The 26781-nt window shown below is 60.5% G+C and carries 21 protein-coding genes, 1 tRNA gene and 3 pseudogenes; 5 read left to right on the top strand and 20 right to left on the bottom strand.

Annotated elements, in window-relative coordinates; genetic code table 11:
- Nucleotides 1-32 precede the first annotated feature (32 nt).
- The gene (locus tag OSC50_RS09770) at nucleotides 33-3266 is read left to right on the top strand and encodes a DEAD/DEAH box helicase (RefSeq protein ID WP_266247824.1); all 3234 of its coding nucleotides are present in this window, start codon (nucleotides 33-35) and stop codon (nucleotides 3264-3266) included.
- Nucleotides 3267-3347: 81 nt separating this feature from the next.
- Nucleotides 3348-3932, top strand: a pseudogene (locus OSC50_RS09765) (amino acid permease); the annotation flags it as partial.
- 7 nt (nucleotides 3933-3939) lie between these two features.
- Here the strand turns inward: OSC50_RS09765 and OSC50_RS09760 are convergent.
- The 8 genes from OSC50_RS09760 to OSC50_RS09725 all read right to left on the bottom strand — a co-directional run bounded on the left by OSC50_RS09760 (nucleotide 3940) and on the right by OSC50_RS09725 (nucleotide 12550).
- Nucleotides 3940-4884 (bottom strand): methyltransferase, encoded by a 945-nt coding sequence (locus tag OSC50_RS09760; protein WP_253508166.1) that lies wholly within the window; start codon nucleotides 4882-4884, stop codon nucleotides 3940-3942.
- Between the two features lie 11 nt (nucleotides 4885-4895).
- Nucleotides 4896-6275 (bottom strand): iron-containing redox enzyme family protein, encoded by a 1380-nt coding sequence (locus OSC50_RS09755; RefSeq protein WP_181076745.1) that lies wholly within the window; start codon nucleotides 6273-6275, stop codon nucleotides 4896-4898.
- 349 nt (nucleotides 6276-6624) lie between these two features.
- Entirely contained in the window at nucleotides 6625-8367 is a 1743-nt protein-coding gene (locus tag OSC50_RS09750; protein ID WP_034114134.1) for an ABC transporter substrate-binding protein, read from the bottom strand.
- Nucleotides 8368-8400: 33 nt separating this feature from the next.
- On the bottom strand, nucleotides 8401-8673 hold the full coding sequence (locus tag OSC50_RS09745; protein ID WP_003232363.1) for a DUF2160 domain-containing protein: 273 nt from the start codon (nucleotides 8671-8673) through the stop codon (nucleotides 8401-8403).
- 11 nt (nucleotides 8674-8684) lie between these two features.
- Nucleotides 8685-9485, bottom strand: coding sequence for a carbohydrate ABC transporter permease (locus OSC50_RS09740; RefSeq protein WP_266247821.1), 801 nt, complete (start codon nucleotides 9483-9485; stop codon nucleotides 8685-8687).
- A gap of 10 nt (nucleotides 9486-9495) precedes the next feature.
- The gene (locus OSC50_RS09735; protein ID WP_034098582.1) at nucleotides 9496-10362 is read right to left on the bottom strand and encodes a carbohydrate ABC transporter permease; all 867 of its coding nucleotides are present in this window, start codon (nucleotides 10360-10362) and stop codon (nucleotides 9496-9498) included.
- Nucleotides 10359-11456 (bottom strand): ABC transporter ATP-binding protein, encoded by a 1098-nt coding sequence (locus OSC50_RS09730; protein ID WP_181076742.1) that lies wholly within the window; start codon nucleotides 11454-11456, stop codon nucleotides 10359-10361. The genes OSC50_RS09735 and OSC50_RS09730 overlap by 4 nt, the downstream gene beginning before the upstream one ends.
- Nucleotides 11456-12550: an ABC transporter ATP-binding protein gene (locus OSC50_RS09725; protein WP_181076741.1), complete on the bottom strand. Its 1095-nt coding sequence runs from the start codon at nucleotides 12548-12550 to the stop codon at nucleotides 11456-11458. Before OSC50_RS09725 ends, OSC50_RS09730 begins: the two co-directional genes overlap by 1 nt.
- Before the next feature lie 277 nt (nucleotides 12551-12827).
- On the opposite strand from OSC50_RS09725, the gene OSC50_RS09720 reads away from it, so the two are divergent.
- Nucleotides 12828-14657 carry a sigma-54-dependent Fis family transcriptional regulator gene (locus OSC50_RS09720; RefSeq protein ID WP_253508173.1) on the top strand — a complete coding sequence of 610 codons (1830 nt, stop codon included), beginning with the start codon at nucleotides 12828-12830 and terminating at the stop codon, nucleotides 14655-14657.
- An 87-nt stretch (nucleotides 14658-14744) separates the two neighbouring features.
- Here the strand turns inward: OSC50_RS09720 and OSC50_RS09715 are convergent, their stop codons facing one another.
- A complete protein-coding gene (locus OSC50_RS09715; RefSeq protein ID WP_266247813.1) occupies nucleotides 14745-16862 on the bottom strand; it encodes a TonB-dependent receptor family protein in 2118 nt (705 codons plus the stop codon).
- 225 nt (nucleotides 16863-17087) lie between these two features.
- Here OSC50_RS09715 and OSC50_RS09710 point away from each other — a divergent pair, with 225 nt between their 5' ends.
- Nucleotides 17088-17369 (top strand): hypothetical protein, encoded by a 282-nt coding sequence (locus tag OSC50_RS09710; protein ID WP_181076738.1) that lies wholly within the window; start codon nucleotides 17088-17090, stop codon nucleotides 17367-17369.
- A 59-nt stretch (nucleotides 17370-17428) separates the two neighbouring features.
- Here OSC50_RS09710 and OSC50_RS26155 read toward each other — a convergent pair.
- The 7 genes and pseudogenes from OSC50_RS26155 to OSC50_RS09680 form a co-directional block, all read right to left on the bottom strand.
- Nucleotides 17429-17866 (bottom strand): annotated as a pseudogene (locus OSC50_RS26155) (methyl-accepting chemotaxis protein); the annotation flags it as partial.
- A gap of 111 nt (nucleotides 17867-17977) precedes the next feature.
- Nucleotides 17978-18742: pseudogene (locus OSC50_RS26150) on the bottom strand (PAS domain-containing protein); the annotation flags it as partial.
- A 138-nt stretch (nucleotides 18743-18880) separates the two neighbouring features.
- A complete protein-coding gene (locus OSC50_RS09700; RefSeq protein ID WP_181076734.1) occupies nucleotides 18881-19150 on the bottom strand; it encodes a hypothetical protein in 270 nt (89 codons plus the stop codon).
- A gap of 132 nt (nucleotides 19151-19282) precedes the next feature.
- Nucleotides 19283-20011: a hypothetical protein gene (locus OSC50_RS09695; protein ID WP_266247809.1), complete on the bottom strand. Its 729-nt coding sequence runs from the start codon at nucleotides 20009-20011 to the stop codon at nucleotides 19283-19285.
- Between the two features lie 1755 nt (nucleotides 20012-21766).
- Complete coding sequence (locus OSC50_RS09690; protein WP_253508182.1) at nucleotides 21767-22387, bottom strand: hypothetical protein; 621 nt, start codon at nucleotides 22385-22387, stop codon at nucleotides 21767-21769.
- A gap of 304 nt (nucleotides 22388-22691) precedes the next feature.
- On the bottom strand, nucleotides 22692-23135 hold the full coding sequence (locus tag OSC50_RS09685; protein WP_253508184.1) for a GNAT family N-acetyltransferase: 444 nt from the start codon (nucleotides 23133-23135) through the stop codon (nucleotides 22692-22694).
- Nucleotides 23136-23375: 240 nt separating this feature from the next.
- A tRNA-Ser gene (locus OSC50_RS09680) sits at nucleotides 23376-23466 on the bottom strand.
- 152 nt (nucleotides 23467-23618) lie between these two features.
- Between OSC50_RS09680 and OSC50_RS09675 the strand changes: the two genes are divergently transcribed.
- Nucleotides 23619-24290, top strand: coding sequence for a Bax inhibitor-1/YccA family protein (locus tag OSC50_RS09675; RefSeq protein ID WP_003174664.1), 672 nt, complete (start codon nucleotides 23619-23621; stop codon nucleotides 24288-24290).
- A gap of 61 nt (nucleotides 24291-24351) precedes the next feature.
- On the opposite strand, the gene murB is transcribed toward OSC50_RS09675, so the two are convergent.
- The 4 genes from murB to OSC50_RS09655 are packed head-to-tail and all read right to left on the bottom strand — an operon-like array spanning nucleotide 24352 to nucleotide 26778.
- Nucleotides 24352-25371 (bottom strand): UDP-N-acetylmuramate dehydrogenase, encoded by a 1020-nt coding sequence (gene murB, locus OSC50_RS09670; RefSeq protein WP_266247803.1) that lies wholly within the window; start codon nucleotides 25369-25371, stop codon nucleotides 24352-24354.
- Nucleotides 25368-25832 (bottom strand): low molecular weight protein-tyrosine-phosphatase, encoded by a 465-nt coding sequence (locus OSC50_RS09665; protein WP_266247801.1) that lies wholly within the window; start codon nucleotides 25830-25832, stop codon nucleotides 25368-25370. Before OSC50_RS09665 ends, murB begins: the two co-directional genes overlap by 4 nt.
- The gene (kdsB, locus tag OSC50_RS09660; protein WP_181076688.1) at nucleotides 25832-26596 is read right to left on the bottom strand and encodes a 3-deoxy-manno-octulosonate cytidylyltransferase; all 765 of its coding nucleotides are present in this window, start codon (nucleotides 26594-26596) and stop codon (nucleotides 25832-25834) included. The genes OSC50_RS09665 and kdsB overlap by 1 nt, the downstream gene beginning before the upstream one ends.
- The gene (locus tag OSC50_RS09655; RefSeq protein ID WP_003174668.1) at nucleotides 26593-26778 is read right to left on the bottom strand and encodes a Trm112 family protein; all 186 of its coding nucleotides are present in this window, start codon (nucleotides 26776-26778) and stop codon (nucleotides 26593-26595) included. The genes kdsB and OSC50_RS09655 overlap by 4 nt, the downstream gene beginning before the upstream one ends.
- Between the last annotated feature and the right edge of the window lie 3 nt (nucleotides 26779-26781).

Below are 26781 nucleotides of genomic sequence, written 5' to 3'. Positions count from 1 at the left end.
GAACCGGCGTTTTACGCAAAGGATTGAGATTGATGACCCGAGATAGCATTACCCGCTACTGGCACGCCGTGGAGCTGCTGCAACCGCAGTCGGCCCCCAAAATCGAAAAGCGCGACAGTCTGTTTGCATCGTTCCTGCATGACTGCAATGCGGCGCGTCCGGTGATGCCATGGGCTGCCGGCAGCCCGGCGCACGGCCAGCAAAAACCTAAAGACCGGGTCTGGAGCCACACCCTCTTCGCCCACCTGTATGACAGCCGCCGGGTGGCCGAAAGCCTTAAGCAGCTGTACGGTGCCGACCAAGGCTACAAAGAGCCGCCGAAAACCCGCGAATCCGCGCTTTTCGCGCTGAAGTTCACCGAGCAGGGCCTGATGGTGCAAGACAGTCTGGTGCTCTCCAGCGAAGCCTGGTTCCTCGGCCGCGCCCTGGCAAACAGGGATTGGACCCGCGGCTTCGACGAGGAGCAAAACTATCTGCGCGAGGACATCAAGTCGCTGATGGGCGGCCCAGTCGATGCGGCGATGTTGGTCGAGCTGACCGAGAAGATTCGAAATTTCCTCGGCCTGGACGACTTCTTCAGCGCCCCTGAGCGCTACAACCACCGCTGGCGCTCCACGCCCATCAAGATCAAGAACCCAGCCCAGGAAGACGACCCGCTCAACAGCTTTCTGCTCGCCGACTTGGCCGACGTGGCGGACAGCCTGCGCAATGGCATCACCAGCGCACCGCTGGCGCAGTACCTGGCGCGACATGCCCCGGAACAGCGCTTGCACGTCGACGATGACGATGCGTCCCTGGCGTTAATCGAGCGTCTGGCGCCCAAGCACTACCCGTTGGGCTGCTGGCCGGCCGAGCATCACCTGGGGCTGGTGCATTCCCAGCAATTGGCGGTGAATACCCTGCTGCATACCTTGAGCGATGGCGAAGGGGTGCTGGGCATCAACGGCCCGCCCGGCACCGGCAAAACCACCCTGTTGCGCGATCTGCTGGCCGCCGTGGTCACCCAGCGCGCCGATGCCCTTACCACACTGCCCCGCGCGTCTGCCGCTTTTGTCGACGGCACGCCCGAACGGGTGAGCGACGGCACGGACTTCCAAACGGTGCATGCGCTCAACCCGGCATTGTTCGGCTTTGAGATGGTGATTGCATCGTCCAATAACGGCGCCGTCGAGAACGTCACCTTGGAGCTGCCGCAGCGCGACAAGATCGACCCCAGTTGGCTGCCGGATGCTGACTATTTCGGCGAACTGGGTGAACTGGTCAGCGGCAAACCCGCCTGGGGCCTGATCTCCGCAGCGCTGGGCAGCAAGGCGCGGCGCCGCACCTTTATCAGCCGCTACTTCTACGGCCAGCCACCACGCAAACCCAAGGCCAGCGACCTCGAAGAACAGGCGCACGACTGGCTGTCGGCCTTGGAGGCCGAGGAACTGGACGACGACCAGGAAGAAGAAGACGAGCCCGGCGAAGACAGCCCAGATCAGGCGCGCCGTGGCTTCCTCGGCTGGCTCGGAACCCAGGCCGATATCAGCCGCACCTCCGCGCAACGCCTGAGCACCTGGCAGCAGGCAGTGGCGGATTATCAGGCGGCCAAGGCTCACGCCGAACACTTGAGCGCCGATGCCCAGCGCATCAACGACCATTTGCAGACTGTCAGCGCGTTGCGCGCGCAAATCGTTGAGCAAGAGGAAGCACTCAAGCGCTTGACCCACACGATCAAAGAGACCGATGCGCGTATCGCGCAACTCGACGAGCGCGAGTTCAAGCCCGCCCATGACGCTCTGCAACACAGCCTGAACGAGGTGCAGCAGCATCTGGCGGCCAAGCCCGGGTTCTTTGCCAACCTCCTGAGCCTGTGGGGCACGCAGCGACGTTGGAATGAAGTACAAGGTGTTATCCGCAGCCGGCACACCCTGGCCGAGGATAGCTTTGAACAGGTCAAACGCAGCGCCGCGCGCCTGACCGGCGAGAGCAAGGCGCTCAATAACCTGAGCGCGGAACACCAGCAGGCTCTGGGAGGTTTGCGCGAGCGTCAGCGCCAGCAGATCGAGCAAATCACCACCCTGGCCAAGGCGTGCAAGGCAGAGCACCTGCTGGCCTGGCTGCGCCACGGCATTATCGGACGCGGCGAGGCCATTGAGCTGATTGAACCGTGGTCGATAAAAGGTTGGCGCCAGGCCCGCGCCCGAGTGTTTATCCAGGCCCTGAAGTTGCACCAATGCTTCTTCGAGCTGGAAGCCAAGCGCGTTCGCGCCAATCTGTATTTCATCAACCGTGTGTTACAGGGCGGGCGCTTCCAGGGCGTCTCGCGCGCGGCGATCCGTTCGAGCTGGGCGTCGTTATTTATGCTCGTGCCGGTGTTGAGCAGCACCTTTGCCTCGTTCGCGCGCTCGTTCGGCTCCCTGGGCGTCGGTGAAATAGGCTGGCTGCTGGTGGACGAAGCCGGCCAGGCCACCCCGCAAGCGGCGGTCGGTGCTCTATGGCGCGCACGCCGCGCCGTGCTGGTGGGCGATCCGCTGCAACTCAAGCCAATCGTCACCGTGTCGGAAGCGGTGCTGGAACATATGCGCACCCGCTACGGCGTCGACGAATACTGGCTGCCGACGCGCCAGTCTGCGCAAACCCTGGCCGACGAAGCCACCCGCTGGGGCCGAATGATGGGGCCGCCGCAGGCCAAGCGCTGGGTCGGCTTGCCGCTGGTGGTGCATCGTCGCTGCGACCGTCCGATGTACGCGCTGGCGAACCGCATCGCCTACGACGGCGCCATGGTCTTCGGCACCGTGCCGCCCTCCCCGGCCAAAGAAACACCGGCCAGCCTGGCCACCGGCTGGGTCGAAGCCCATGGCCCTTCATCCGGCAACTGGGTTGCGGCCGAAGGCGATGCCCTGATGCGCCTGTTGGCGATGCTGCGCCAGGACGGAGTGAAGATCGCCGACATTGCCGTAGTCACGCCCTTCCAGGCGGTGCGTGATCGCCTTAAAGAGCTGCTGCCGCGCAAAATGCTCTACGGCACCATTCACACCATGCAGGGCAAGGAGGCACCCGTGGTGATCATGGTGCTAGGCGGCAGCAGCGAAAACGCCGGTGCGCGGGACTGGGTGGTCAGCGAGCCGAACCTGCTGAACGTGGCCGCCACCCGGGCCAAGCGTCGCTTGTACGTGATCGGCGACCGCAACGACTGGCAAAAGCGTGCGTTGTTCTGCGATGTGATGACGTTGCTGCCGCATCAGGCGCTGGCCCCTGGTCGCCCCAGCGAGACAAACGCCTGAATCCGCGCTATTGCTGACGGTCATACCGGCCCACAGGCTCAACGGAGTACTCGATGACCACGCCAGGCAAAAAGATGAGCTGTGATCCAGGGCATCGTGCCAAACGCCGAACTGGCGCACGCCTCCGCGCCCTTCGCGGTGGTGTATGCCCAGATGTTCGCGCCGTGGGTCGGCAACGTGATCATCGCGCTGGCGGTGGTGGCCTGTATCGGTTCATTGGTGGGCTGGCAGTTCACCCTGGCCCAGACGGCCAAGATGTCGGCGGATCAACGCATGTTTCCGCGTTTTTTCAGCCGGATCACCCAAGCCAACGCGCCACTCCTGGGCCTGTTGGCCTGCGCCGCGCTGCAAAGCCTGATCGCCTTGTCGACGATCTCGACCACCGCCTCAGCGCAGTTCAGCAAATTGGTCAGCCTGGCGGTGGTGACCAACCTGGCGCCCTACGTCACCGCCCTCACCGGGCTGATGGTGATGATGCACAAGGAAGCCGTGCAGGTACGCAATACGCTGGCGGTGCTAGTGGCTACGGCGTATTCGCTGTATGCGATCCACGCCTGCGGCGCAGAGGCGGTGTTTGGCGCGATGTTGGTGCTGGCGTTCGGTTACGTGCTGTATGGTTTTCTGGCTAAACGCTTCGTCGGCGATGGGCGGGCCGAGAGTTGCTAAGCCGGCCTCAGCGCAAACGGGTCACTGCCAATGCGACCACGGCAATCCGCTCCACGCGCTCGTAACCCGGTTTTTCCAACTCCTCGCCGAACACGTCCGGGTCCAGTTCGCGGTAGGTCCAGCCGTAGTCATCGCTGCCGAGCAACGGCTTGACTGCGGCGAGGAAGGGGTCCTCACCGGCGACAATCGCCGCACCGGTGTACAGCACCAGGGTGCCGCCCACGGCCAGGCGACCGAGGGCCTCGCTGACAATCCGCACCGACAGTTGCTCGCCCAGGGCACCGCCGCCGTGCCGGTAGGCGCGCTGGCGGTCGTCGTTCATATAGGGCGGGTTGGCGACAATCAGGTCGAATTCGCCTTCGACGCTGTCCAGCACATTACTGTGATAGGCGCTGACGTTGCCCAGGCCGGCCAGCTCCGCGTTCACGGCAGTCAGGCGCAGGGCGCGGGGGTTGATGTCCACCGCGAGCACTTCGGCGTCGTGGCGCGCCCGGGCGATCACCAGCGCGCCGACGCCGGCGCCGCAACCTATGTCCACCGCGCGTTTGATCGGCTCGAAACGCTGTTGCAGGTGGGCCTCGATCAATTGCGCGAAGCGGTAGCTGTCAGGCCCGAAAAACACCGCGTCCGATTGGGTGGTGGGGTACGCCGAATGGGCGATCAACAGATCATCCAGGCTCGACCAGCGCACCGTACTGCGCCACAGCGAATCGTGCTCTTCGACCACGTCGGCATGCTGCAACGCTTCGCGCACGCTGTCAGGCAACAGGTCGCGGTCGAACGGCATCGACCAGCCGAACACGTCGCGCAGGTTCATCGCCAGCGGGGTCGCGAGGCGACGATAGACGCGGTCATGGGTCAGCGGCGTGGGGGTGATGAAGTGATAGCCGTCGTGTTTCAACCCTCGGCCCAGGTCCAGCAAGGCGCGGTCGGCGAGTTGTTGTGCGGACATAAGCGGGTTCCTTAGCGCAGGCGCGCACGCAGTTGGATAAAGCGCCGCGTGGCATACAGCCCCGCAGGAGTGCAATGGCGGCGGGCCGACAGCCAGGGAATCAGCGCCGTGAGCTGCTGTTCATCGGTCAGGTTGCTCAGCGATTCGACCAGGGACTGAGTGTCCGGGTCCGTTGGACGGTGCGAGTCGCGGGCCAAGGGTCTGCCGCGTCCAGGCCGCACCGCCGGCACACGCTCGGCGCTGATCCAGTCACCGGCGATCCAGTCGTGCAGCACCTGCTTTTCATAGCCGCTGAACACGCCGAACATCGCCGCGCCGGCGCCTTCGATCAGTTGCCAGAAACGGCTCTCGGTTGGGTCCTGATTGCGTTTGATCCAGCCCTTGTCTTCCAGAGCCTGGAGAAATGCGCCGATCTGCCCGGGCTTGGCCAGCCACTGGTTGACGGTCTTGCCTTCGAAGCGGCAGTAATCCGAATGCATGTGCTGGCCGAACGTGCGCTTGCGCTCCAGCATGGCCACCACTTCGTCATGCAGGTTGAAGCTGTCGATGACGGCGTTGGTGCCCGGGCCCAGGTCATTGAGGCGATAGCCCTCGGCGACACGTCGGTAAAAGTCCGCCCTGCCCTCGCCCAGCGGCAATAGATCGATCACCGATTGCGCCGCCTTGCAGGCGTGGCCGGTGCTGGCATTGTCGATGGTTACATGCAGGGTGAAGTAATAAGGGTCGATGCCCAGCTCGCTCAGCTCGTACGAGGTGATGAGCAGGTGCAGGGGCAACTGTTCGTAGCCAAGGTTGTAGCCGATGATTTCCGGCAGGAAGTCCTCGCCGCACAGGCCCAGCGCCATTTGCAGAGCGCCTTGCAGGTAATGGTCGTCGTCCAGGCCGGCTTCGCTGGCGGCGTCGTGATCGCTGAGCAGCTTGCGGTAGATCACCACATGATTTTGCGCGGCCTGACCGTCGCCCAACTCTTCCAGGTAGGTGGTGAGCAAGCCGTCGAAACGCGGGTCGTGCCAGTGGGCCAGCAGCCCGTACAACCAGGCGCCGTCGACCTGTTTGGTCGGTGCTACGCGCTGCAGGCAATACAAGGCATGGGCCTTGTTCTGGAAAAAGCGCCGGGGCCGACCTTGCTGGCGTTGTTCCAGGTACTCGGCGTAGGCCTGGGCGACTTCGGCGCAGCGCTGCTCCACCCACGCCGTAAGATGTTCAGGCACTTCGGGCAGATCGCCGGGCAGCTCGCGCGCCAGGGTCAATTGCGCCTGCACGAAGTCGCGCGCGACCTCTTCGGCGCCCTCGACTTCGCTGTACAACTGCTGATACAGGTGTTGATAACGACCGTGAGCCGAAAGAAGCATCGAGGCCGGCTGGCCTGAGAGCGCAGTGAGGAACGTCATGATGGCAGTGTCCGCAAAGTCCTAAACAACCAGGCCTGCCGACAAGGCGGCCCCGTGAGCGCGCTGAAATACGCGTGTCTAGAATGCAGAGCGTCGGAGTGTGCAGAAAATTCAAATTGGGTTCAGATGGGCTGGACCAGCGGTCGATTGATTTGGCGCGCAGTGGGCCTGCATGGCTTGGCAGGGCTTATGGGGTGGATGGGCTTTCTGTGGCGAGCGGGCTTGTCCCGCGCTGGGCTGCGAAGCAGCCCCTTTTCAGGCGATGTGTTCCATCTGACACACCGAGGTGCCTTAAGAAGGGCTGATACGCAGCCCAGCGTGGGGCAAGCCCGCTCACTACAAAGGGCGCTTACTTGCGCGCCGCCTCCCATTGTTTAAGCAGGTCGTTGTAGCCGACGGTTTCGCCCTTGGGCTTTTCGTTGGCCAGTTTCGGCTTGGGTGCGCCCGGCTGGTCGAACCAGTATTGCGCGTCGCGCTCGGGGTTCATTTTCGGGCCGCACACCGGTTGCACCTTGGAACGTTCCAGGCGCGTCATGATCGCGTCCTGTTCCTTGGCCAGGTTGTCCAACGCCTGCTGCGGGGTTTTCTCGCCGCTGGCGGCGGCGGCGATATTGCTCCACCACAGCTGCGCCAGGCGTGGGTAGTCCGGCACGTTGGTACCGGTCGGGGTCCACTCCACGCGGGCCGGGCTGCGGTAGAACTCCACCAGGCCGCCCAGTTTCGGCGCCATGTCGGTCATGGCCTGGGAGTTGATGTCGGACTCGCGAATCGGCGTCAGGCCGACGATGGTTTTTTTCAGTGACACGGTTTTCGAGGTGACGAACTGCGCATAGAGCCAGGCCGCCAGTTTCTGCTTCTCGGGAGTGGACTTGAGGAACGTCCAGGAACCTACGTCCTGATAGCCCTTTTTCATGCCCTTTTCCCAGTAAGGCCCTACCGGCGACGGCGCCATGCGCCATTTCGGCGTGCCATCGGCATTTACCACCGGCAGGCCCGGTTTGGTCATGTCGGCGGTAAACGCGGTGTACCAGAAGATCTGCTGGGCGATATTGCCCTGGGACGGCACCGGGCCGGATTCGGAGAAGGTCATGCCCGCCGCTTCCGGCGGCGCGTAGGCTTTCATCCAGTCCACGTATTTCTGGGTGGCGAATACCGCCGCCGGGCCGTTGGTGTCGCCGCCACGCGTCACGCTGGAGCCTACCGGGTGGCAGTCCTCCACACGAATACCCCACTCGTCCACCGGTAAGCCGTTCGGCAGGCCTTTGTCGCCGCCGCCGGCCATGGAGAACCAGGCGTCGGTGAAACGCCACCCCAGGGACGGGTCTTTCTTGCCGTAGTCCATGTGCCCATAGATGCGCTTGCCGTCGATTTCCTTGACGTCTTCGCTGAAGAATTTGGCGATGTCTTCGTAGGCCGACCAGTTCACCGGCACACCGAGTTCATAGCCGTACTTTTCCTTGAACTTGGCTTTCAGCTCCGGACGCTCGAACCAGTCGGCACGGAACCAGTAGAGGTTGGCGAACTGCTGGTCGGGCAATTGGTACAGCTTGCCGTCCGGGCCGGTGGTGAACGACAGGCCGATAAAGTCCTTGAGGTCCAGGGTCGGCGAGGTGAAGTCCTTGCCTTCGTTGGCCATCAGGTCGGTGATCGACTCGGTCTTGCCGTAGCGAACATGGGTACCGATCAAGTCGGAATCGTTAACCCAGCCGTCGTAGATGTTCTTGTCGGACTGCATCTGGGTCTGCAGTTTTTCCACCACGTCGCCTTCCTGCAGCAGGTCGTGGGTCAGCTTGATGCCGGTAATCTCACTGAAGGCCTTGGCCAGCACCTTGGATTCGTACTCATGGGTGGTTAGGGTTTCCGACACCACGTTGATCTTCATCCCACGGAACGGCTCTGCGGCCTTGATAAACCACTTCAACTCTTCGAGCTGCTGGGCTTCGGTGAGGGTGGACGGTTTGAACTCGCTGCCGATCCATTTTTTCGCGGCATCTTCGTAGGCATCGGCCCAGGCCGACGCGCTCAAACCGCTTAGGGCCAGTACGGCGGCCAATGAAATGCTATGTCGCAGCTTATTGTTCTTATTCAACATAGAGACCTCCTGGTTGTTTATTTCATAAGGGCATCAGCCCCAGCGCATCACACTCAACAGCCATACCAGGGACAGCGCGGACGCTACCCAGATGCTCCAGTCGGTAACGCCGATCACCAGCAAATGCAGGTAGGCGCTGCCGAGAAGACCGATAAACAAGCGATCACCACGGGTGGTGCTGATCGGCAGAAAACCGCGTCGAGGGATGCTCGGCGAGCGCAGCTCCCAAGTGGTCATGCCCGCCAGAATCAGGGCGATGCCGCCGAAGAACAGCGCGGTGGGGGTGGTCCAGGCCATCCATTCCATCATCGAATCCTCTAGACCCGGCCCAGGGCAAAGCCCTTGGCCACGTGGTTACGAACAAACCAGATCACCAGCATGCCCGGCAGGATAGTCAGCACCCCCGCCGCTGCCAGCACGCCCCAGTCGATACCGGAGGCCGAAACGGTGCGGGTCATCACCGCCGCAATGGGCTTGGCATTGACCGACGTGAGGGTGCGCGCCAGCAGCAGATCGACCCAGGAAAACATAAAGCAGAAAAATGCCGTCACCCCGATGCCGGAGCCGATCAGCGGAACAAAGATTTTCACGAAGAACTTAGGAAACGAGTAGCCGTCGATGTAGGCGGTTTCGTCGATTTCCTTGGGCACGCCGGACATAAAACCTTCCAGAATCCACACCGCCAACGGCACGTTGAACAGGCAATGGGCCAGCGCCACGGCGATGTGCGTATCGAACAGGCCAATGGACGAATACAGCTGGAAAAACGGCAACAGAAATACCGCCGGCGGCGCCATGCGGTTGGTCAGCAGCCAGAAGAACAGGTGCTTGTCGCCCAGGAAGCGATAGCGCGAGAAGGCATAGGCTGCCGGCAACGCCACGCTCAGGGAAATCACTGTGTTCAGGCTCACGTAGTACAGCGAGTTGAGGTAACCGGTGTACCAGCTCGGGTCGGTGAAGATCACCTTGTAGTTAGCCAGGGTGAAATCCTGCGGAAACAGGGTCAGCCCACCGAGGATTTCGGTGTTGCTCTTGAAGGACATATTCAGCAGCCAGTAGATCGGCACCAGCAGGAACAGGATGTACACCAGCAGCGGAATCAGCTTGCGTTTGCTCATGTTGGCGGCCTCAGCGGTTGGCGTCGGAGTGGGTCATGGCGGTGTAGAACAGCCAGGACACCAACAGGATGATCAGGAAGTACACCAGGGAAAACGCCGCCGCCGGGCCGAGGTCGAATTGACCTACGGCCATCTGGGTCAAGGTCTGACTCAGAAACGTGGTGGCGTTACCTGGCCCGCCGCCGGTCAGTACGAAGGGTTCGGTGTAGATCATGAAGCTGTCCATAAAGCGCAGCATTACCGCGATCAGCAGCACGCTCTTCATCTTGGGCAACTGGATATGCCGGAAAACCGCCCAGGCTGAGGCCCGATCGATACGTGCGGCCTGGTAGTACACATCCGGAATCGCCCGTAGGCCGGAATAACACAGCAGCGCCACCAATGAGGTCCAGTGCCATACGTCCATCACCAGCACCGTGACCCAGGCGTCCATGGTGTTGGCCGCGTAGTTGTAGTTGATGCCCAGGGCGTTGAGGGTCGAGCCCAGCAGGCCGATGTCGGCGCGGCCGAAGATCTGCCAGATGGTGCCCACTACGTTCCAGGGAATCAGCAACGGGATCGCCAGAATAATCAACACCAGCGAAGACCACCGGCCCTTGGTCGGCATGGTCAGGGCGATGGCGATGCCCAGGGGGATTTCGATCAGCAGCACGCAGGCCGAATAGATGAACTGGCGCAGCAGCGAGTCGTGCAGGCGCGGGTCGAGCAGTACTTGCTTGTACCAGTCGGCGCCGACGAAGTAGCGGCTGGACTGGTCGAAAATGTCCTGCACCGAGTAGTTGACCACGGTCATCATCGGGATCACCGCACTGAACGCTACCAGCAGGAACACCGGCAGTACCAGCCACCAGGCTTTGTTGTTCTGCACCTTGTTCATGGCTGCACCTCCAGCAGGTAATCGTCGGCATAAAGCATCAGCCATTGCGCGGGAAAACTGATGGACGCCTGGCGTTGCGGCACCGGTTTGTCTTCGGCCAGGCGCACCTTAAGCGTTGCACCGTCGAGGTTGAGGGTCATGATCTTGTAGGTGCCGAGGTCTTCCAGATGAGTGATATCGGCTTGCAGGGCGTCAGGGTTGTACTCGTCCCATACATGGATAAATTCCGGACGAATACCTACCTGGAGCTTTTGGCAGTTCGACTCGGCAATGCGTTGCTGCAATGCGCCGGACAGCGGCAGGTGCGTGCCGGCAAAGCGTACACCGCCCGCCTCGGCCTGCACCTCAATCAGATTCATCCCAGGGCTGCCGATGAAATAGCCGACAAAGGTGTGGCTGGGCCGTTCGAATAACTCACGTGGTGTGCCGAACTGCACGATCTGCCCGCCGTACATCACCGCGATCTTGTCGGCGAAGGTCGACGCTTCCAACTGGTCGTGGGTGACGTAGACCATGGTGATATTGAACTGCTCGTGGATCTGCTTGAGCTTGCGCCGCAGTTTCCACTTCAGGTGCGGGTCGATCACCGTCAGCGGTTCGTCGAACAGGATCGCCGACACGTCGTCACGCACCAGGCCACGGCCCATGGAGACTTTCTGCTTTTCGTCGGCGGTGAGGTTGCGGGCTTTTTTGTTCAGCAGGTTTTGCAGGTCGAGGACTTCAGCAATTTCCTGCACTTTGCTATGAATTTTCGCCTCGGCCATGCCCTGGTTGCGCAACGGGAATGCCAGGTTGTCGAATACCGTCATGGTGTCGTAGACCACCGGGAACTGGAACACCTGGGCAATGTTGCGTTTCTCCGGAGTCAGGTCGTTGACCACTTGGGTGTCGAACAGCACCTGGCCTTCGGACGGGCTGAGCAACCCGGAGATGATATTGAGCAGGGTCGACTTGCCGCAGCCCGATGGGCCGAGCAACGCGTAGGCGCCGCCCTGCTCCCACACATGGTTCATTTCCCGGATCGCGTAGTCTTCAGGCCCTTTGGGCGTAGGGCTGTAGCTGTGCGCCAGGTTCTGCAAATGGATCTCGGCCATCAGGCAACCCTCGCGACACGGCGCCCGGGGGCCTGGACCAAACGGCCCTGGCCATCGAACACAAACAGTTTATGGGTGGGGATATACACGCGGATCGGCGCGTCGACGTCGTACTCGTGCACTCCCGGCAAGTGCAGCACCAGCAGAAAGTGCTCGCTGCGCACATGCAGGAAGGTCTCCGAGCCGCTGATCTCAGCCACCTCCACGGTCACGGCCAACTCCAGGTCGTCGTCGTTGCTCGGCACCAGGCTGATGTGGCTGGGGCGCACACCGAAGCGGAACTCGCCCTCACCAATGGGGCGCAGGTCGACATTCAGCGGGAAGTGCACAAAGTTGGCGAAGCTGACTTCGTTGCCGCTGATCCGCCCGGGCATCAAGTTGATCGGCGGTTCGGAAAACAGCTCGGCGGCCAGCACCGTTTGCGGCTGGTGATACACCTCGGCGGCCTTGCCGCTCTGGATCACCCGGCCTTCATGAAGGATGGTGGTGGTGCCACCCAGCGCCAGCGCTTCATTAGGCTCGGTGGTGGCGTAGATGGCGATGGTGTGACGCGCGGCGAACAGCTCGCGCATTTCCTGACGCAGCTCTTCGCGCAGTTTGTAGTCCAGGTTCACCAGCGGCTCATCGAACAGGATCAGCTCGGCGTCCTTTACCAAGGCGCGCGCCATGGCGGTGCGCTGTTGTTGCCCACCGGACAACTCCAGCGGGTGCCGTTGCAGGAATTTCTCGATGCGCAGCATCCGGGCGGTTTCCAGCACCTTGCTTTGGATCAGCTCGTCGCTCACGCCGGCCTGGCGCAAGGGCGAGGCGATGTTCTCGAACACGGTCATGGTCGGGTAGTTGATGAACTGCTGATAGACCATCGACACGTTGCGCAGGCGCACCGGTTTATGGGTGACGTCCGCGCCGTTCATCAGGATGCGGCCGCTGTCGGGCTTGTCCAGGCCGGCCATCAGGCGCATCAGGCTGGTCTTGCCGGACAGCGTCCGGCCAAGCAGAACGTTGAACGAACCCGGCTCGAAACGCAGGTTGGCGTCGTCGATCCAAGTCTGGCCTTCTACAACGCGGGAGACATGTTCCAGGGTCAATGACATGACACGACCTTTTTATTATTGGAATGAATCTGGCCATTCGTCAGAGCGAGTTTCGTGCCAAAAATGCAGGTGCTTGATTCACAAGCAAATGGCCTCAAGGTGATGTTCAGGAGTGAACAATTTGGCTGAACAAGTGAACAGCTTGGGGGTTGACAGTGAACAGTTCTGAACAACACTCTTTGAACCCGACTGACTGTTCAACACACAGGTCCAAGGTGGCCCGGTGGCGTCAGGTAGATCGTGCAAGACCCCAAAACAATAAAAAGAAGGTCACCCCATGGCCGAACCCTTGGCTCACGACACCATCATCCAGGACTCCTGGCGCCGTTGCCGCGCCTTTGGCCTGGACCACCAAAGTACGCCCAGCTTTGACCAGTTGCCCGCCGAGGGCATCAGCCAACTGCTGGAGAGCCAGCACTCCCTGGTGCAGACCACTCACCAGGAAGTACTGCCCTACTACGAAAATATCCTCAGCAATTCCAACTGCCTGATCATGCTGGCCGATAACCAGGGCCAGGTCCTGACGTCATGGGGCACCCAGCGTTTTATCGAACCCAAGCTCGCCCGTGGTTTCAGCGCCGGCGCCAGCTGGCTGGAACGCGCCAGCGGTACCAACGCCATCGGCACCGCGCTGGCCTGTGCCCAGGCGGTGCATATCGAGCATGACGAGCACTTCCTCAAGGCCAACCGCTTCATGACCGGCTCGGCGGCGCCGATCTTCGATGCCCAGCGCGAAATTATCGCCGTGCTGGATGTGTCCAGCGACAGCTACCTGCCGCCCTCCCATACCCTCGGCATGGTCAAGATGATGAGCCAGACCGTGGAGAACCGGTTGATCCTCAACCTGTTTCGCGGCGAACACTTCCAGCTGACCTTCAACACCGGATTGAGCAACCTCGACAGCCAATGGGCGGGGCTGCTGATTTTCGATGAAAGCGGCCAGGTACTGTCGGCCAACCGTCGCGCCGACAACCTGCTGGGCATCAGTTTGTCGCGGGTGATGATCGACAGCCTGTTCAAGGTGTCGTTGCTGGAGTTGCTCAACCAGCCCGAAGGCTTGCCGTTTTCGTTGCAGGCGGCCGGGCGCAACCGCTTCCAGTGCCTGCTCAAGCGCCCCCTCCAGCAGCCGGTGCAGGCTCGCGTGTTTACCGAGCCCAAGACCAGCGAACCACCCGCGCCCCCGCCACCGGCGTCAATCGGGCTTAATACCCTGCATTTCGGCGACCCACGCGTGGAAAAAGCCGTGCGCCAGGCCGAGCGCCTGCTGGAAAAAGACATTCCCCTGCTGATCCACGGCGAAACCGGCGTGGGTAAAGAAGTATTCGTCAAAGCCCTGCACCAGGCCAGTTCCCGCAGCCGCCAGGCGTTTATCGCGGTGAACTGTGCGGCCATTCCCGCCGAGTTGGTGGAATCGGAACTGTTCGGCTACGAAAAAGGCGCGTTCACCGGCGCCAATCAGAAAGGCAGCATCGGCCTGATTCGCAAGGCCGACAAAGGCACGCTGTTTCTCGACGAAATCGGCGACATGCCGCTGCCGACTCAGGCGCGGCTGCTGAGGGTGTTGCAGGAGCGCTGCGTGCAACCGGTGGGCAGCAGCGACGTGTTCCCGGTGGATCTGCGCATCATCTCCGCCACCAACCGGGCCTTGCGCGAGCTGGTACAGGCCGGGCGCTTTCGTGAAGATTTGTACTACCGCATCGGTGGCCTGACCCTGGAACTGCCACCGCTGCGTGAACGTCATGACAAACAGGCGCTGTTCCAGCAACTGTGGCAACGGCATCGCGAGCCGACGCAATGGGCCGGTTTGAGCGCCGAGGTGCTGGCCCTGTTCGAGCAACACCCCTGGCCAGGTAACCTGCGCCAGGTCAGCAGTGTGCTGCAGGTGGCGCTGGCGATGGCTGAAGAACAGCCGATCCGCGCGGAGCATTTGCCGGACGACTTTTTTGTCGACTTGGGCCGGGCAGCGCCACCGCCGGCCAATGACGGGCTGGAAGACAGTGGCGACCTGAACCAACGCCTGAAAGCCGCTGGCGGAAATATTTCCCACTTGGCGCGGGAACTGGGAGTAAGCCGCAATACCTTGTACAAACGTCTGCGCCAGCACTGACGTTTTAAGCGCGGAGAAGCTCGCTGCCCAGAACGATCACGCGCTTTTTGTGATGCGCGCTGGGCATGTGGATCAGACTGCTGTGGCTCAACGCCAGCTCCACGACACACCTGTGTAGACGCCGCGCCCCTGCGCCGGCGTAGAGCGCGCCATATCCAAACCTTTGTCGTCATAGCCCGGCGTAACGGTGTTGGCGTAGCGTCGATTGGTCAGATTGCGCAGATCGACCCAGGCCTGCCAGTCGCCCTTGGGGGCGTCGTAGCCGAGGGTTGCACCCAGGATGGTGTATGACGCGGCGTAGTAGGAATTGGCATAGTCCACCGCTACCCGCGACGAACGCTCGGTGTTGAGGCTGCTGTAAAAGCCTGCCGGGTGGCTGTAGCGCAGTTGTGCCTGGTAATAATGCCTGGGGATGCCCGGCAACGTGTTGTCGCCGAAACGGTCGTCGTCACGGTAGTGAAAGTCGCTGAACGTGTAAGCCTGGCGCAGGGCGAGCCGGCCGTTGCGGCCGCCATCCCAAAGCGGGCTGAGCAGGTTCAGTTCCAGCCCTTGGTGCACGGTGGGGCTGGCGTTGGATTCGGCGATCACGGCATTGCTGGTCGGTGTTTGCGCCTGCGTCTCTACACTGAGCAACTCGTGGCGCACTTGGGAGCGGTACAGCGCCAGGTCCCATTCACCAAACCACTGCTCGCCGCGCCCACCGATTTCCAGGGTGGTGGCGGTCTGGTTTTTCAGTTTTACGCCTTCGCGTTGCAGGCCAGTGGCCGGGCCGCTGCCTTGGGGGAAATATTTATTGGAACCCCAAATCATCGACCATGCGTGCGGCGGCTCGACCGAGCGGCTCAGGTTGCCGTACACCTGCAACTGCGGTGTGAAGTCGTAACGCAGGCCGATGCGCGGCGCGTAGTCCCAATCATGCTGACTGACCGGCGTGCCGGTATCCGGGTAGGTCACTTCGGTTTCGCGACGGGTGTAAATCGCCGCCAGACCGGTGGTCAGCCACAAGTCCGGCATCAATTCCAGGTCGTTGCCTACGTGCAGTACGGTGTCGGAGCCCAGGTAGCTGTAGTCGCGGGTCTTGGTGCCGGGCGCGTAGGAGGCGGTATTGCCGGCCGGCGTACGCACGTATTCCGACGTGCCGTTGTTGGGCATCGCCTGGGTGGTGCGCAGGCCGACCGTGGTTTTGCTGTCGTGGCCGAACAGCGTGTCCTGGCGGATGTAATTGAGGGTGCCGCTGATATCGGTATAGGCCACTTTCAGGCGATTGGTGCCTTCGCGCAGGTCCATCGGGTAATCGTGGTATGCCAGGCCTGCTTCGAGCCGACTGTTGTCATCCAACTGCAAGGTGGTCTTGTTGGCCAGCCAGGTGGAGCCGGGTTGCAGGCGCTTGGAGTCGCGAGCGACATTGAGCGTATTGGCTGCCTCGGGATCATGGCTGATCTGATTGCGCGTGAGTTTGCCGGGGGTGTCGTTAGTGGTTTCGCGATAACGCAGGTAGAAACGCGTTTCCAGGTCCGGGTTGAACCGGTAGCCGAAGTTGGCGGCAACCCCCTTGCCCGAGCCGGCACTCTGGTGCTGATAGCCGTCGGACTCGGAATCGGTGAGGCTGATGTAGTAATCGGCATCGCCCGAGACCTGGCCGGAACTGATCTCGCGCTGGCCATAGCCCCGACTGCCCAGCTCATAGCGCAATTGCAGCTTGGGCGCGTCGTAGCCGGTGCGGGTCACATAGTTGACCGCGCCGCCCAGCGCCAGCGCGCCCTGATCGAAGCCATTGGCGCCGCGCAGCACTTCAACCCGGCTTTGCCATAGCGGGTCCTTGAGCTCGTAAGGTGTGCCGCCGGGGCCGGTCAGTGGCAGGCCGTCGAGCATTTCGTAGAGGCCGGAGGCATGGGCGCCGGGGCCGCGATTGAGGCCCGAGCCGCGTATCGACAGCTTGACCCCTTCGTTGTTGGCCGCCTTGGCATACACCCCGGCCTGGTACTTGAACACATCTTCGTTGGTGCTGACCCGGCCCTGCTGCACGCTGTCCATGTCAATGTAATGGGTACCGCCAGGCACGTCGCGCAATTGCGCCCGGGCCACTTCGCCAGCGCTGGGCTCACCGCCGGTGACTTCGACCGGCGCCAATTGCAGCGCATCGGCATGCGCAAAGGAAGTCAGAGTCAGTGCAGCAAAAAGAAACGCAGGTTGACGCGACAGCATGGGTAATCCTTGGAGTTCGGGGGCGTGAACGGCGTGGCCGAGCACGCTGGCAGTGTTGGGAAGGCAGCGGCACCCGGCAAGTCACGCCTAAGTGACCAACCGGACCCCTCCCACGCTCACATCGGACGGCGTCGTAGGCTTGGGGCCACAACACCGACGAAACCTCTACGCCTTGGTTGAGGTCCACTGCCTAACTCATCGCGTTGCATTGAAAAGGAAACGCCCATGTCGCTGACACACGAAGGTACTGCCGATGTACTCCTGGCATCGCGCCATCTCGGCGCCGAACCTGAGGAATGCCCCAACCCATCGGTGACTATCAGACTGACGGAGCAAGGTACGCCGACCATTGCCCGCCTGGAAGTGGACGGCCCGCTGCAATGGCCGGGGCACGCCAATCACGTCACGGTGACGCTGCCCAACGGACGGGAAATCAAAGGGGTGATCGTCGAGATCAATCGGGAAGCCGAAGGCGCGCATTGGCTGACGTTCAGCCTGGATGACTGAAAACCGTCAGCCGGGCAGGCAGGCCCGGCTGTAGAACACCGCCAGCAGGGTGCTGGCGGTTATTGCAGCTCGTTAGCGAAACGGCCCACCGCACTGACCACTTGCTTGGCGCCGCCCTGAATCTCAGTAATCACCGCACCGGCCTGGTTGGCAAGGGTCAGGCCCTGCTCGGCCTGTTCGCGGCTGCTGAACATCTCGGCGATGGCTTCATCGGCCAGCCGCTGGTTCTGCTGAACCACGCTGACGATCTCTTCGGTCGCGGCACTGGTACGACTGGCCAGTTGCCGGACCTCATCGGCGACCACCGCAAACCCCCGCCCCTGTTCGCCCGCCCGCGCAGCCTCAATCGCCGCGTTGAGCGCCAGCAGATTGGTTTGCGCGGCGATGCCACCGATGGTTTGCACGATGGCGCTGATCAGCAGCGATTGCTTGCCCAGCGCCTCGATGCTGCTGGTCGCCGACTGCATCTGCGCGGCGATGTTCTGCATGGTCTGCACGGTGTTCTGCACGACCGCCGCCCCACGTTCGGCGGTCACATCGGTCTGCTGTGACACTTCATAGGCCACTCCTGCGGCTTCCTTGACCTCGGATTCCCTCAAGACCTGGTCGGTCACCACACTGGCAAACTTGACCACTTTGCACAGGTTGCCTTCGGCATCGTGCACGGGGTTATAGGTAGCTTCGAGCCACACTTCATGCCCGCGGCTGTCCACGCGCTTGAAGCGACTGGCTACATATTCCCCGCGATTAAGCGTCTGCCAGAATTGGCTGTATGCGGGCGACGCGGCCTCCTGCGGGGTACAGAACATGCTGTGCTTCTTGCCCACGATCTGCTCGAGCGTGTAGCCCATGGCGTCGAGAAATTGTTTATTGGCAGTGACCACGGTGCCATCCAGCTTGAACTGAATCACCGCCGTCGAGCGCAGCAGCGCGTTGATGAACGCTTCGTTTTCCTTACCGATTTCGATGGCGCGGGTGACTTCGGCACCATAGGCCTGAACATATGACAGCTGGCCATCGCGCCCTTTGATGGGCAGCCAGGTCAGGTGGAACCAGGCCAGGCTGCCATCGCTGCGCAGGTAGCGGTAATCATCGTTGACCGGTTCACAGCGCGCGACCGCGGCGTTGAAGTTACGAAAGCAGGGTAGATCCTTGACGTAGGCAGGGACTATCTCACTCAACAAGCGCCCCTCCACTTGTTCGCGGGAATAGCCGAGGGCCCGTGCAAAGCCCTCATTGACGGCAGCGATGCGAAAGTCGGCATCCAAGCGTATGGAAATCATGCCTCGGTCACTCTGCGCGACGAGTTGACGTAGCAGGAAGAGTTCATCGTCCTGGTCCAGAAGGTCCTTCTTCAAGCGTCGATTAAACATGTTGGCGTCCACTGAGGGTTTTCATCACTGCATCGGCTCAGTCGCCCAATGCTTTAAACACAGGTCGACGAACTGTCATGATAGCTCCCGGTTGAAGACGCGCCAGGCCGCTTTTTCCCGGTCCTGGGCCCGGGAAACCTAGGGAGTGGACACCGTCAGGGTCTGCATCAACTCGTCGGCCTCCGAGCCCGGCGCAAACCTGAAGCCTGCCATCTCGTCAGTGCCGAGTATGTCCTTGAGCGCCCCCAGCAGTTGCGCCTCGTTCGGCGAATCGCGCAGTAACCTGTGGGCCGGCAGCAACACATCGGCAGGCACACCCTCCACCGTCGCGGCATCGATCAACGCAAAGAGCATGAAGCGCAGGCGTATTTCACGATCAGTAGGCCAAACCGTTTTTCGCTTACCCAAGGTAGGGCCTCGTTTTTTCGGAAAAGTCCGAGGCTATTGCCCAGGCCGGGGTGTTTCAAGCACCGGCAGGCAAGATAGGCCGCTTCCTACAGGGGAAAGGGAAACACCGCACCAGGCAGTGCGGCAGTCGGCTCATTGCACGGGCAGAAAGTTCATCAACAGCAGACTTTGTGCATAGTTCAGGCCGATACGTCGGTAGCGTTCATCAAGCATTTGGGTAAGCAAGTCGAGACGCGCCACGATCTTGCCGAACTCCACCGCAAAACTGAGGTTGCTGCCCTCCTCCGATATTTCGTTGGAAAACAGCAGTAAAACGCCATTGGCATCCTGGCGCTGGCTAAGCAGCCAGGTGGCCTTCTCGATATTGCGTGCAGCGTTGCTGACGAACTGCGGGTTGATCGAATCGGTCAGGTAGAACTCCGTGCGCCCGCCGTGAGCCGTCACGATCATGCTGCCGACCGCATAGATGAACGCACCGACACGATCGCCCTTGAACTCCGGACTCAGGGAATAACTCAGCGCCACCAGGTCGCGGCGCTCGCCCAGGGCCGCCAGTGGACGACGCTGTTCGATGGCCTGGCGAATTTCCCGCTCGGCGCTCACCGCGTCCGGGTAGCCCGACTGCCGCCATTGGTTGGGGTTGCGCAGATACAGCTTGCCCATCAGCAAATAAAGGCTTTGCAGGTTGTCACGCATGCTCAACGTGGCCATGCGATCGACACTGGTCTGAAAAAACTCATCGGGTTTGCCGTTGCTTAATTGCCGGGTGATATCGCGACCCTGCTGCTGGCTGCAGCCGGTGACCAAGACCCAAACTACCGCCAGCAGCAATGGCAAGCGCGCCCGGCAATTGACTGGCATTGATAATCTGAGATTCATCGGCACCCGATACTGAATAGTCTGCCCACGCGTGAATCGGCGTAGTTGGGACATCGATAGAGCGGGAAAATGTGAAAAAGTGCGGCGCAGGTGTCCAGATTGTTATGACAAATAGGCGGTAGAGCCGTGAATAATTCGTTTCACGATCTATACTTGCAGGACCAGCGACGTACATAAGCGGTCACTGTAATCGAGGGTCACAACAATGAGACATCCCATTCGAGCTCAAATGGTTGTGCAGATGATTTGCCTGCTATCGGTGGCTCAGCTTTTTTGTTGATTGGAAAGTAACCAGGCTGCCCTACACGTTGGCATCACAGCGACGCAAAGGTGTCGAATAAAGGAAAGCGTCGCCCGTGGCTGAGTACGGCGACGCTCAGCCTATCTGATCAGCATGCGCCTGGCGGAATGCCGTCCTTATTGAAATCTTTCAAACGCTCGCGCTCCTCTTCAGTAGCGTGCGCTGGTGTTTCCTGCTCGGGTTTTTTCTGCTTTTCGTCAGTCATGGACGCATCCTCTGGGTGGTTATGACTTGGGTTGCTGCAGCGAACAGCAGTTCAAGTTAATCGCTGAGGCGCGCGAATAAAACGCCACTTCCCACCGTCATCTATCACCACCGTAGAAAATTTGAATTAGCCGGTTGTCCATCGGGTCAAGAATTATGAACGCAGTAATCTGATGAGGTAACAGCAATGACTATCCAAGCAGAGACACTCGTACAACTGACCGAAGCACTGCAGAAACGTGGCCTTAATCTAGTGTCGGATGTGCACTTCACGCGCGCACCTTATCGGCGTAATCATCGCTGGATTTGTATCGTAGAGTAACTCCATTCTGCTGACGGCCTGGCTCGATGGCCGGTCGTCGGCACCTCTTCCCTTCCCATTCCCTAGATGGCACTGGTGCTTATCCACGCCCGATGTATTGGATGGAGCCAGCCGCGAATGACTGGCTCGAAGCAATGAGGCAGGAGTCGCGTTAGGTTGACTGCCCGTTTCCGAGATTTTGTGGTTTTTTTACATTTTTTCGATTCTTTCTCTCGTATTGGTGATGAACACACCAGACGATCAGAAGCAGTGCCGAAAATGCAAAAACGCCCATCAACAGCTCTAGCGCGGGACCTTCGTGTGAAAACATTTTTTCGTTCCTCGTCCTGAAGTAACGCACCTGAAAAAAGGCGCTTCCGAAATTGTTCGTAACAATTCATACATTTTCAGGGTAGTCGCCAAATGCGCAGGTGACAACCCAAAAAACCCCAGAACCGTTGATCCAGACACGTCAGTCGTCGAAAAAACGCCGAGCAGATACCCAAGCTCGATCCACTGCAGTTTCGCGCCGGACCCCATAACACCGCCTGAAGCGCTTGATTATTAGCTAAATAGCGACTTGCTCTTCAGATACTCTTCAAACCCCAACTTCCACCACTCGCGCCCAATATCCGACTGCTCGCCGTCGCGTAGCGACCCTGTCAAGAGCCAGTTCTTGCACTCCAACGCCCAGAGCCGGATCTGGTTCTCTTGCCACTTATTGTCAATGGGTAGCGCAACTGTCGACCTGAGACATCAGATGCTCGAGTGGATGCTGAAAGCCTGTACATGCTTTCTGAGGGTGTGCCTCTTTGAGGGCGGCCGTCGCGAGCCGAGCCGCCGGGGCGGCACCACCCTTCGGGCATTCATCCTTCACGCATAAGGGCTTCGACCTGCGCACAGCGCTTGCGAGGGAACGCACCACTCCTCGTTAATCTGTAACCTGCGGGCAAGGGTTAAAAACCTCGGTTACGTCGACCGTTGTATGCCACGGGATGGCAGTGCCTGACACCATTCCGCCTACGGTTTGCTGTCGACCCGACTTGCGTACATAGCCGCCATCCGTTCCAGTGAAGACGTGCTGCCCCGGCTTCGTCAGATAATCAAAAAAACTGACTTTCACAGGCAAATTCATTTGCCCACCCGGCGTAATGACGGCGAGCATGATCGCTCGGTCTTTGGTGAAAACAACGAACGGCTCGACCCCAGTGCGACCACCAACCGTCTTCACGCATTGCACTTGCTCTGGGAGGATGCGTGCGGTTTCAGTGTAGGTGTGGTTGTTGTAGAGGCTGAGGATCAGGCCTTTGCTGGTCAACACTCCCAAGCCTTGAGTGGCTCTGCAGCTGCCTTCGCTTCCATATGGGAACAAGCACCAGTTCGTTTCCGACACGGCTTGAATATCCGATGGTGCGATTTTCAGATCGCGCTGGATTTGGGCTTTTGATTCCGGCGTGTCGTAAGGGATCATCACGCATCCCCCGACTGTCAACGCCGCGATGAAGCCTATGGCCGCAGCTACGTTTTGGATTGATGATTTGAAGGTGTTCATTGTTCGCTCTCCTTGCTGTATGCCACCACTTGAACGCTGTGGTGATTTTGGTAGCGAACCTTACGGCATGGGCGGCAAACAGTCATGCTCGTGCTTGTAGCCGGATCGGTAAATGACTTGATTGGACGCTTACCTATTTCTGGATCTAGCTTTGACAGCGTGACCACAATTTCGGCAATGGTTTCGCACCCCCAAGGATAGGGAGAACTCAGCTGGTGGTAACCCGGCTTTCGCCTGTATCTGCACTCGACGCCATCGTATGCCATGGGCGGCTACCGGCTTCTGGCGCGTTACCGACGCGCCATCAAGCATGCCGCTCATACGTGAGGTATCCATGCGCTCCCGTCCCGGTGCAAAAAAAACCCGCTTTCTGGTACATAAACTTCGCAGGGTTGTCAGGTCGTACACTTAAATGCATTTGAGTGAATCCCTGTCCTGCCGCGTCCAACGCGCACGCCTCCAGAAGCGCCATTCCTACGCCGCTACGTCTATGCTCCGCCACTACGTGAATGGTGCTAAGTTCCGCGTGGTTTTGACACGGCGCCCAAAGCGAGTATCCAGCGAAGTCATCACCTATGAGAGCAATTGTAAGCCGTTCAAAATTTTCCACCCAGCACGTCAGATGTCGCTCCAGCTGCAAGCGCCACGCAATTTCATGCTCTGGCTCCCAACACCGAATATAGCTTTCCTCGCCTCGGTAGATCGCTGGGATATCAGTCACGCGTGCTTGCCTTAGTCGTATTGCCATTCCATTAGCCCCTGATTGAACGAGACCGGATGATATGGCGCACCTGGCCTTTCGCAAAGCTCGCGAACCACTGCGCTGAGCGACTGCTGCACATCAAAGATGGGCGCCACTGCCGTCAAAATAGACAAGTTTTCGGAAACCCTACCTCAACGTTTCGGAACGCCTATCAAAAACCGGCGTTATCGACCCAAACCCCAGAAACGCAAAAGCCCCGCAATAGCGGGGCTTTCGTGTGAATCTTGGCGGGAAACCAGGGATTCGAACCCTGGAGACGCTATTAACGTCCGCCGGTTTTCAAGACCGGTGCATTCAACCACTCTGCCAATTTCCCTTGTGCGATAACGGATGATAATAGCCCATCCCGTCTCAGCGGGCGCCATAATACCCGAATGAAACACACTGTCAAACTCTCGCCATCGCTTGTTACAGAGCGTCTGTTATGATCTTTGCGACTGAACGTTTCAAAACCCAAGGAGTGTCGCCATGCGCGAACAGAATTACGCAGTGAATGGCAACGCGCAGGCTGAGCAGCTTGAAGTCAGCCGCGTGTTGCGCAACACCTATGGCCTGCTCGCCCTCACCCTCGCCTTCAGTGGCGTGATGGCGTTCGTAGCGCAGCAAATGCGTGTGGGCTACCCGAATATCTTCGTGGTGCTGATCGGTTTCTATGGCCTGTTCTTCCTCACCAACAAGCTGCGCGACTCGGCCTGGGGCCTGGTGTCGGCGTTTGCCCTGACCGGCTTCATGGGCTTTATCCTCGGCCCGATCCTCAACCGTTACCTCGGCATGGCCGGCGGGGCGGAAGTGGTCAGTTCGGCGTTTGCGATGACCGCGCTGGTATTTGGTGGTTTGTCGGCCTACGTTCTCATTACCCGTAAGGACATGAGCTTCCTGGGCGGCTTTATCACCGCTGGTTTCTTCGTGTTGCTGGCGGCTGTGGTCGCAGGCATGTTCTTCCAGATCAGCGGCTTGCAGCTAGCGATCAGCGCCGGTTTCGTGCTGTTCTCCTCGGTGTGCATCCTGTTTCAGACCAGCGCCATCATCCACGGCGGTGAGCGTAACTACATCATGGCGACCGTGAGCCTGTATGTATCGATCTACAACCTGTTCATCAGCCTGTTGCAGATCTTCGGCATCATGAGCCGCGACGACTGATTCACAGCGGAAAAAAAATGCCCCGTATCGAAAGATGCGGGGCATTTTTGTTTTCAGGGGTTCAATACTGGTTGGGTTCCATTTCCAGCTCAACCTTGAAGCGCTCAGCGATATCATGCTGGATGCGCTGGGCCAGGTTGGCGATGTCGTGCCCTGAGGCGCCGCCATAGTTGACCAGCACCAGCGCCTGCAGCGCGTGCACGCCTGCGTCGCCATCCCGGAAGCCCTTCCAGCCGGCCTTGTCGATCAGCCAGCCGGCGGCGAGCTTCATTTGCCCATCGGCTTGTGGATATGCCACCAGATCCGGATACAACGCCTTGAGTTCCTCTGCCAGCGCCTTGGACACCAGCGGGTTCTTGAAGAAGCTGCCGGCATTGCCCAGCACTGCCGGGTCCGGTAGTTTTTCCTGGCGAATGCTGCAGATTGCGCGGCTCACATCACTCGGCGTGGCTTCGGTGATGCCTTGCCCGGCCAGGCGCTGCTGAACCGGGCCGTAATAGAGTTTGAGGTGGCTGGCACGGCTGAGGGCGAAGCGCACGCGCAGGATCAGCCAACGACCGGTCTCGTGCTTGAACACACTGTCGCGGTAGGCGAAGCGGCACTCCTCCAGACTGAAGTCGCGCAACTCACCCGTGTGGCGATCCAGGGCGGTCAAGCCGGCGAACACGTCCTTGATCTCTACGCCATAGGCGCCGATGTTCTGCATGGGTGCCGCACCGACGGTGCCAGGGATCAGGCTGAGGTTTTCCAGGCCGCCAAAGCCGTGTGCGAGGGTCCACAGCACAAAGGGGTGCCAGGCCTCGCCTGCCTCGGCCTCGACCACCACCTGCATACCATCATCGTGCAATACCCGGATACCTTGGGTGGCCATGCGCAGCACCAGCGCTGGAATATCCCGGGTCAACAGCAGGTTACTACCGCCGCCAATCACCAGCAGTGGCAGCGCGTGCGTCGCGGCATAGGCCAGCGCTTCGCGCACATCATCATCGCTGCGGGCTTCGGCAAACAGCTGAGCACGCACATCAATGCCAAAGCTGTTGAATGGCTTGAGCGACGCCTGCGCTCGCATATGCAAGGTCATAAGCGCCCCTTCAATTCGATCACCAGTAAATCGCAGGCGGTCTCGATCAAGTCCAGGACCCGCTCAAAGCCTTGTTCACCTTCGTAATAAGGGTCTGGCACTTCATCCACCACCCCTTCGTAGCGACGCAGGAACAGGTCCAGTTCAGCCTTGCCCTGCGCGGGCTGCATCGCCTTGAGGTTGCGCAGGTTGCTGTGGTCCATGGCCAGGATCAGATCGTAGCGGGCAAAATCGGCGCGCGACACCTGTTGGGCGCGCTGGGCCGACAGGTCATACTCACGCCGCAGCGCGGCCCGCTGGCTGCGTTGGTCGGGCGGGTTGCCGACGTGCCAGTCGCCGGTGCCGGCCGACGCCACCTCGACCTGTCCCGCCAGCCCGGCCTCACGCAATTTATGGCGCAGCACACCTTCGGCAGTCGGCGAACGGCAGATATTGCCCAGGCAGACGAACAAAACTTCCATCAAGCCCCCAGCAAACGACGAACGCGCTCAAGGTCTTCCTGGGTATCGACACCGGCCGGCGGCGCTTCGAGGGCATCGCCCACATGAATGCGCACGCCATGCCACAGGGCCCGCAGTTGCTCCAGGGATTCGGTGTTTTCCAACCAGCACGGGCCCCAACCGACGAAGTCATGCAGGAAACCGGCGCGATAGGCGTAGATACCGATGTGACGGCGATAAGGCACGCCTTCCGGCAATACGTCAGGCCGCTTGGCAAACGCGTCACGCGCCCACGGCAACGTGGAACGGCTGAACGTCAGGGCCAGGCCATTGATGTCGCTGACCACCTTGACCACGTTCGGGTTGAGTAGGGTCTCGATGTCTTCGATCGGTTCGGCCAGGGTCGCCATGCGCGCTTCGGCATGGGCGGCCAGGTTGGCGGCCACCTGGTCGATCACGCTCGGCGGAATCAGTGGCTCGTCGCCTTGCACGTTAACGACGATGGCGTCGGGTGCCAGGCCCAGTTGCGTGGCCACTTCCGCCAGGCGATCGGTGCCGGAGTTGTGGTCTTCTCGCGTCAGCACCGCTTCGGCACCGAAACCCTTGCAGGCCTCGATGATCCGCGGGTCGTCGGTGGCCACGACCACCCGCTCGGCGCTGCTTTTACAGGCCTGTTCCCACACCAGCTGAATCATCGGTTTGTCGCCGATCAGTTGCAGCGGCTTACCGGGCAAGCGGGTCGAGGCATAGCGCGAGGGAATGACAACGGTAAAGGCAGTGGTCATTTATCCAGACGCTCGTCGGTGGTCAGGGTGCGGGCTTCACTCTCCAGCATCACAGGGATGCCATCACGGATCGGATATGCCAGGCCGGCGCCTTTGCTGATCAGCTCGGTTTTGTCGGCACTGAGCTTGAGCGGGCCTTTGCAGATCGGGCAAGCGAGGATATCGAGCAGTTTGGTGTCCATGAA

This window comes from Pseudomonas quebecensis (assembly GCF_026410085.1).
Classification (GTDB): domain Bacteria; phylum Pseudomonadota; class Gammaproteobacteria; order Pseudomonadales; family Pseudomonadaceae; genus Aquipseudomonas; species Aquipseudomonas quebecensis.
This window is presented reverse-complemented; position numbering and strand designations above follow the sequence as displayed.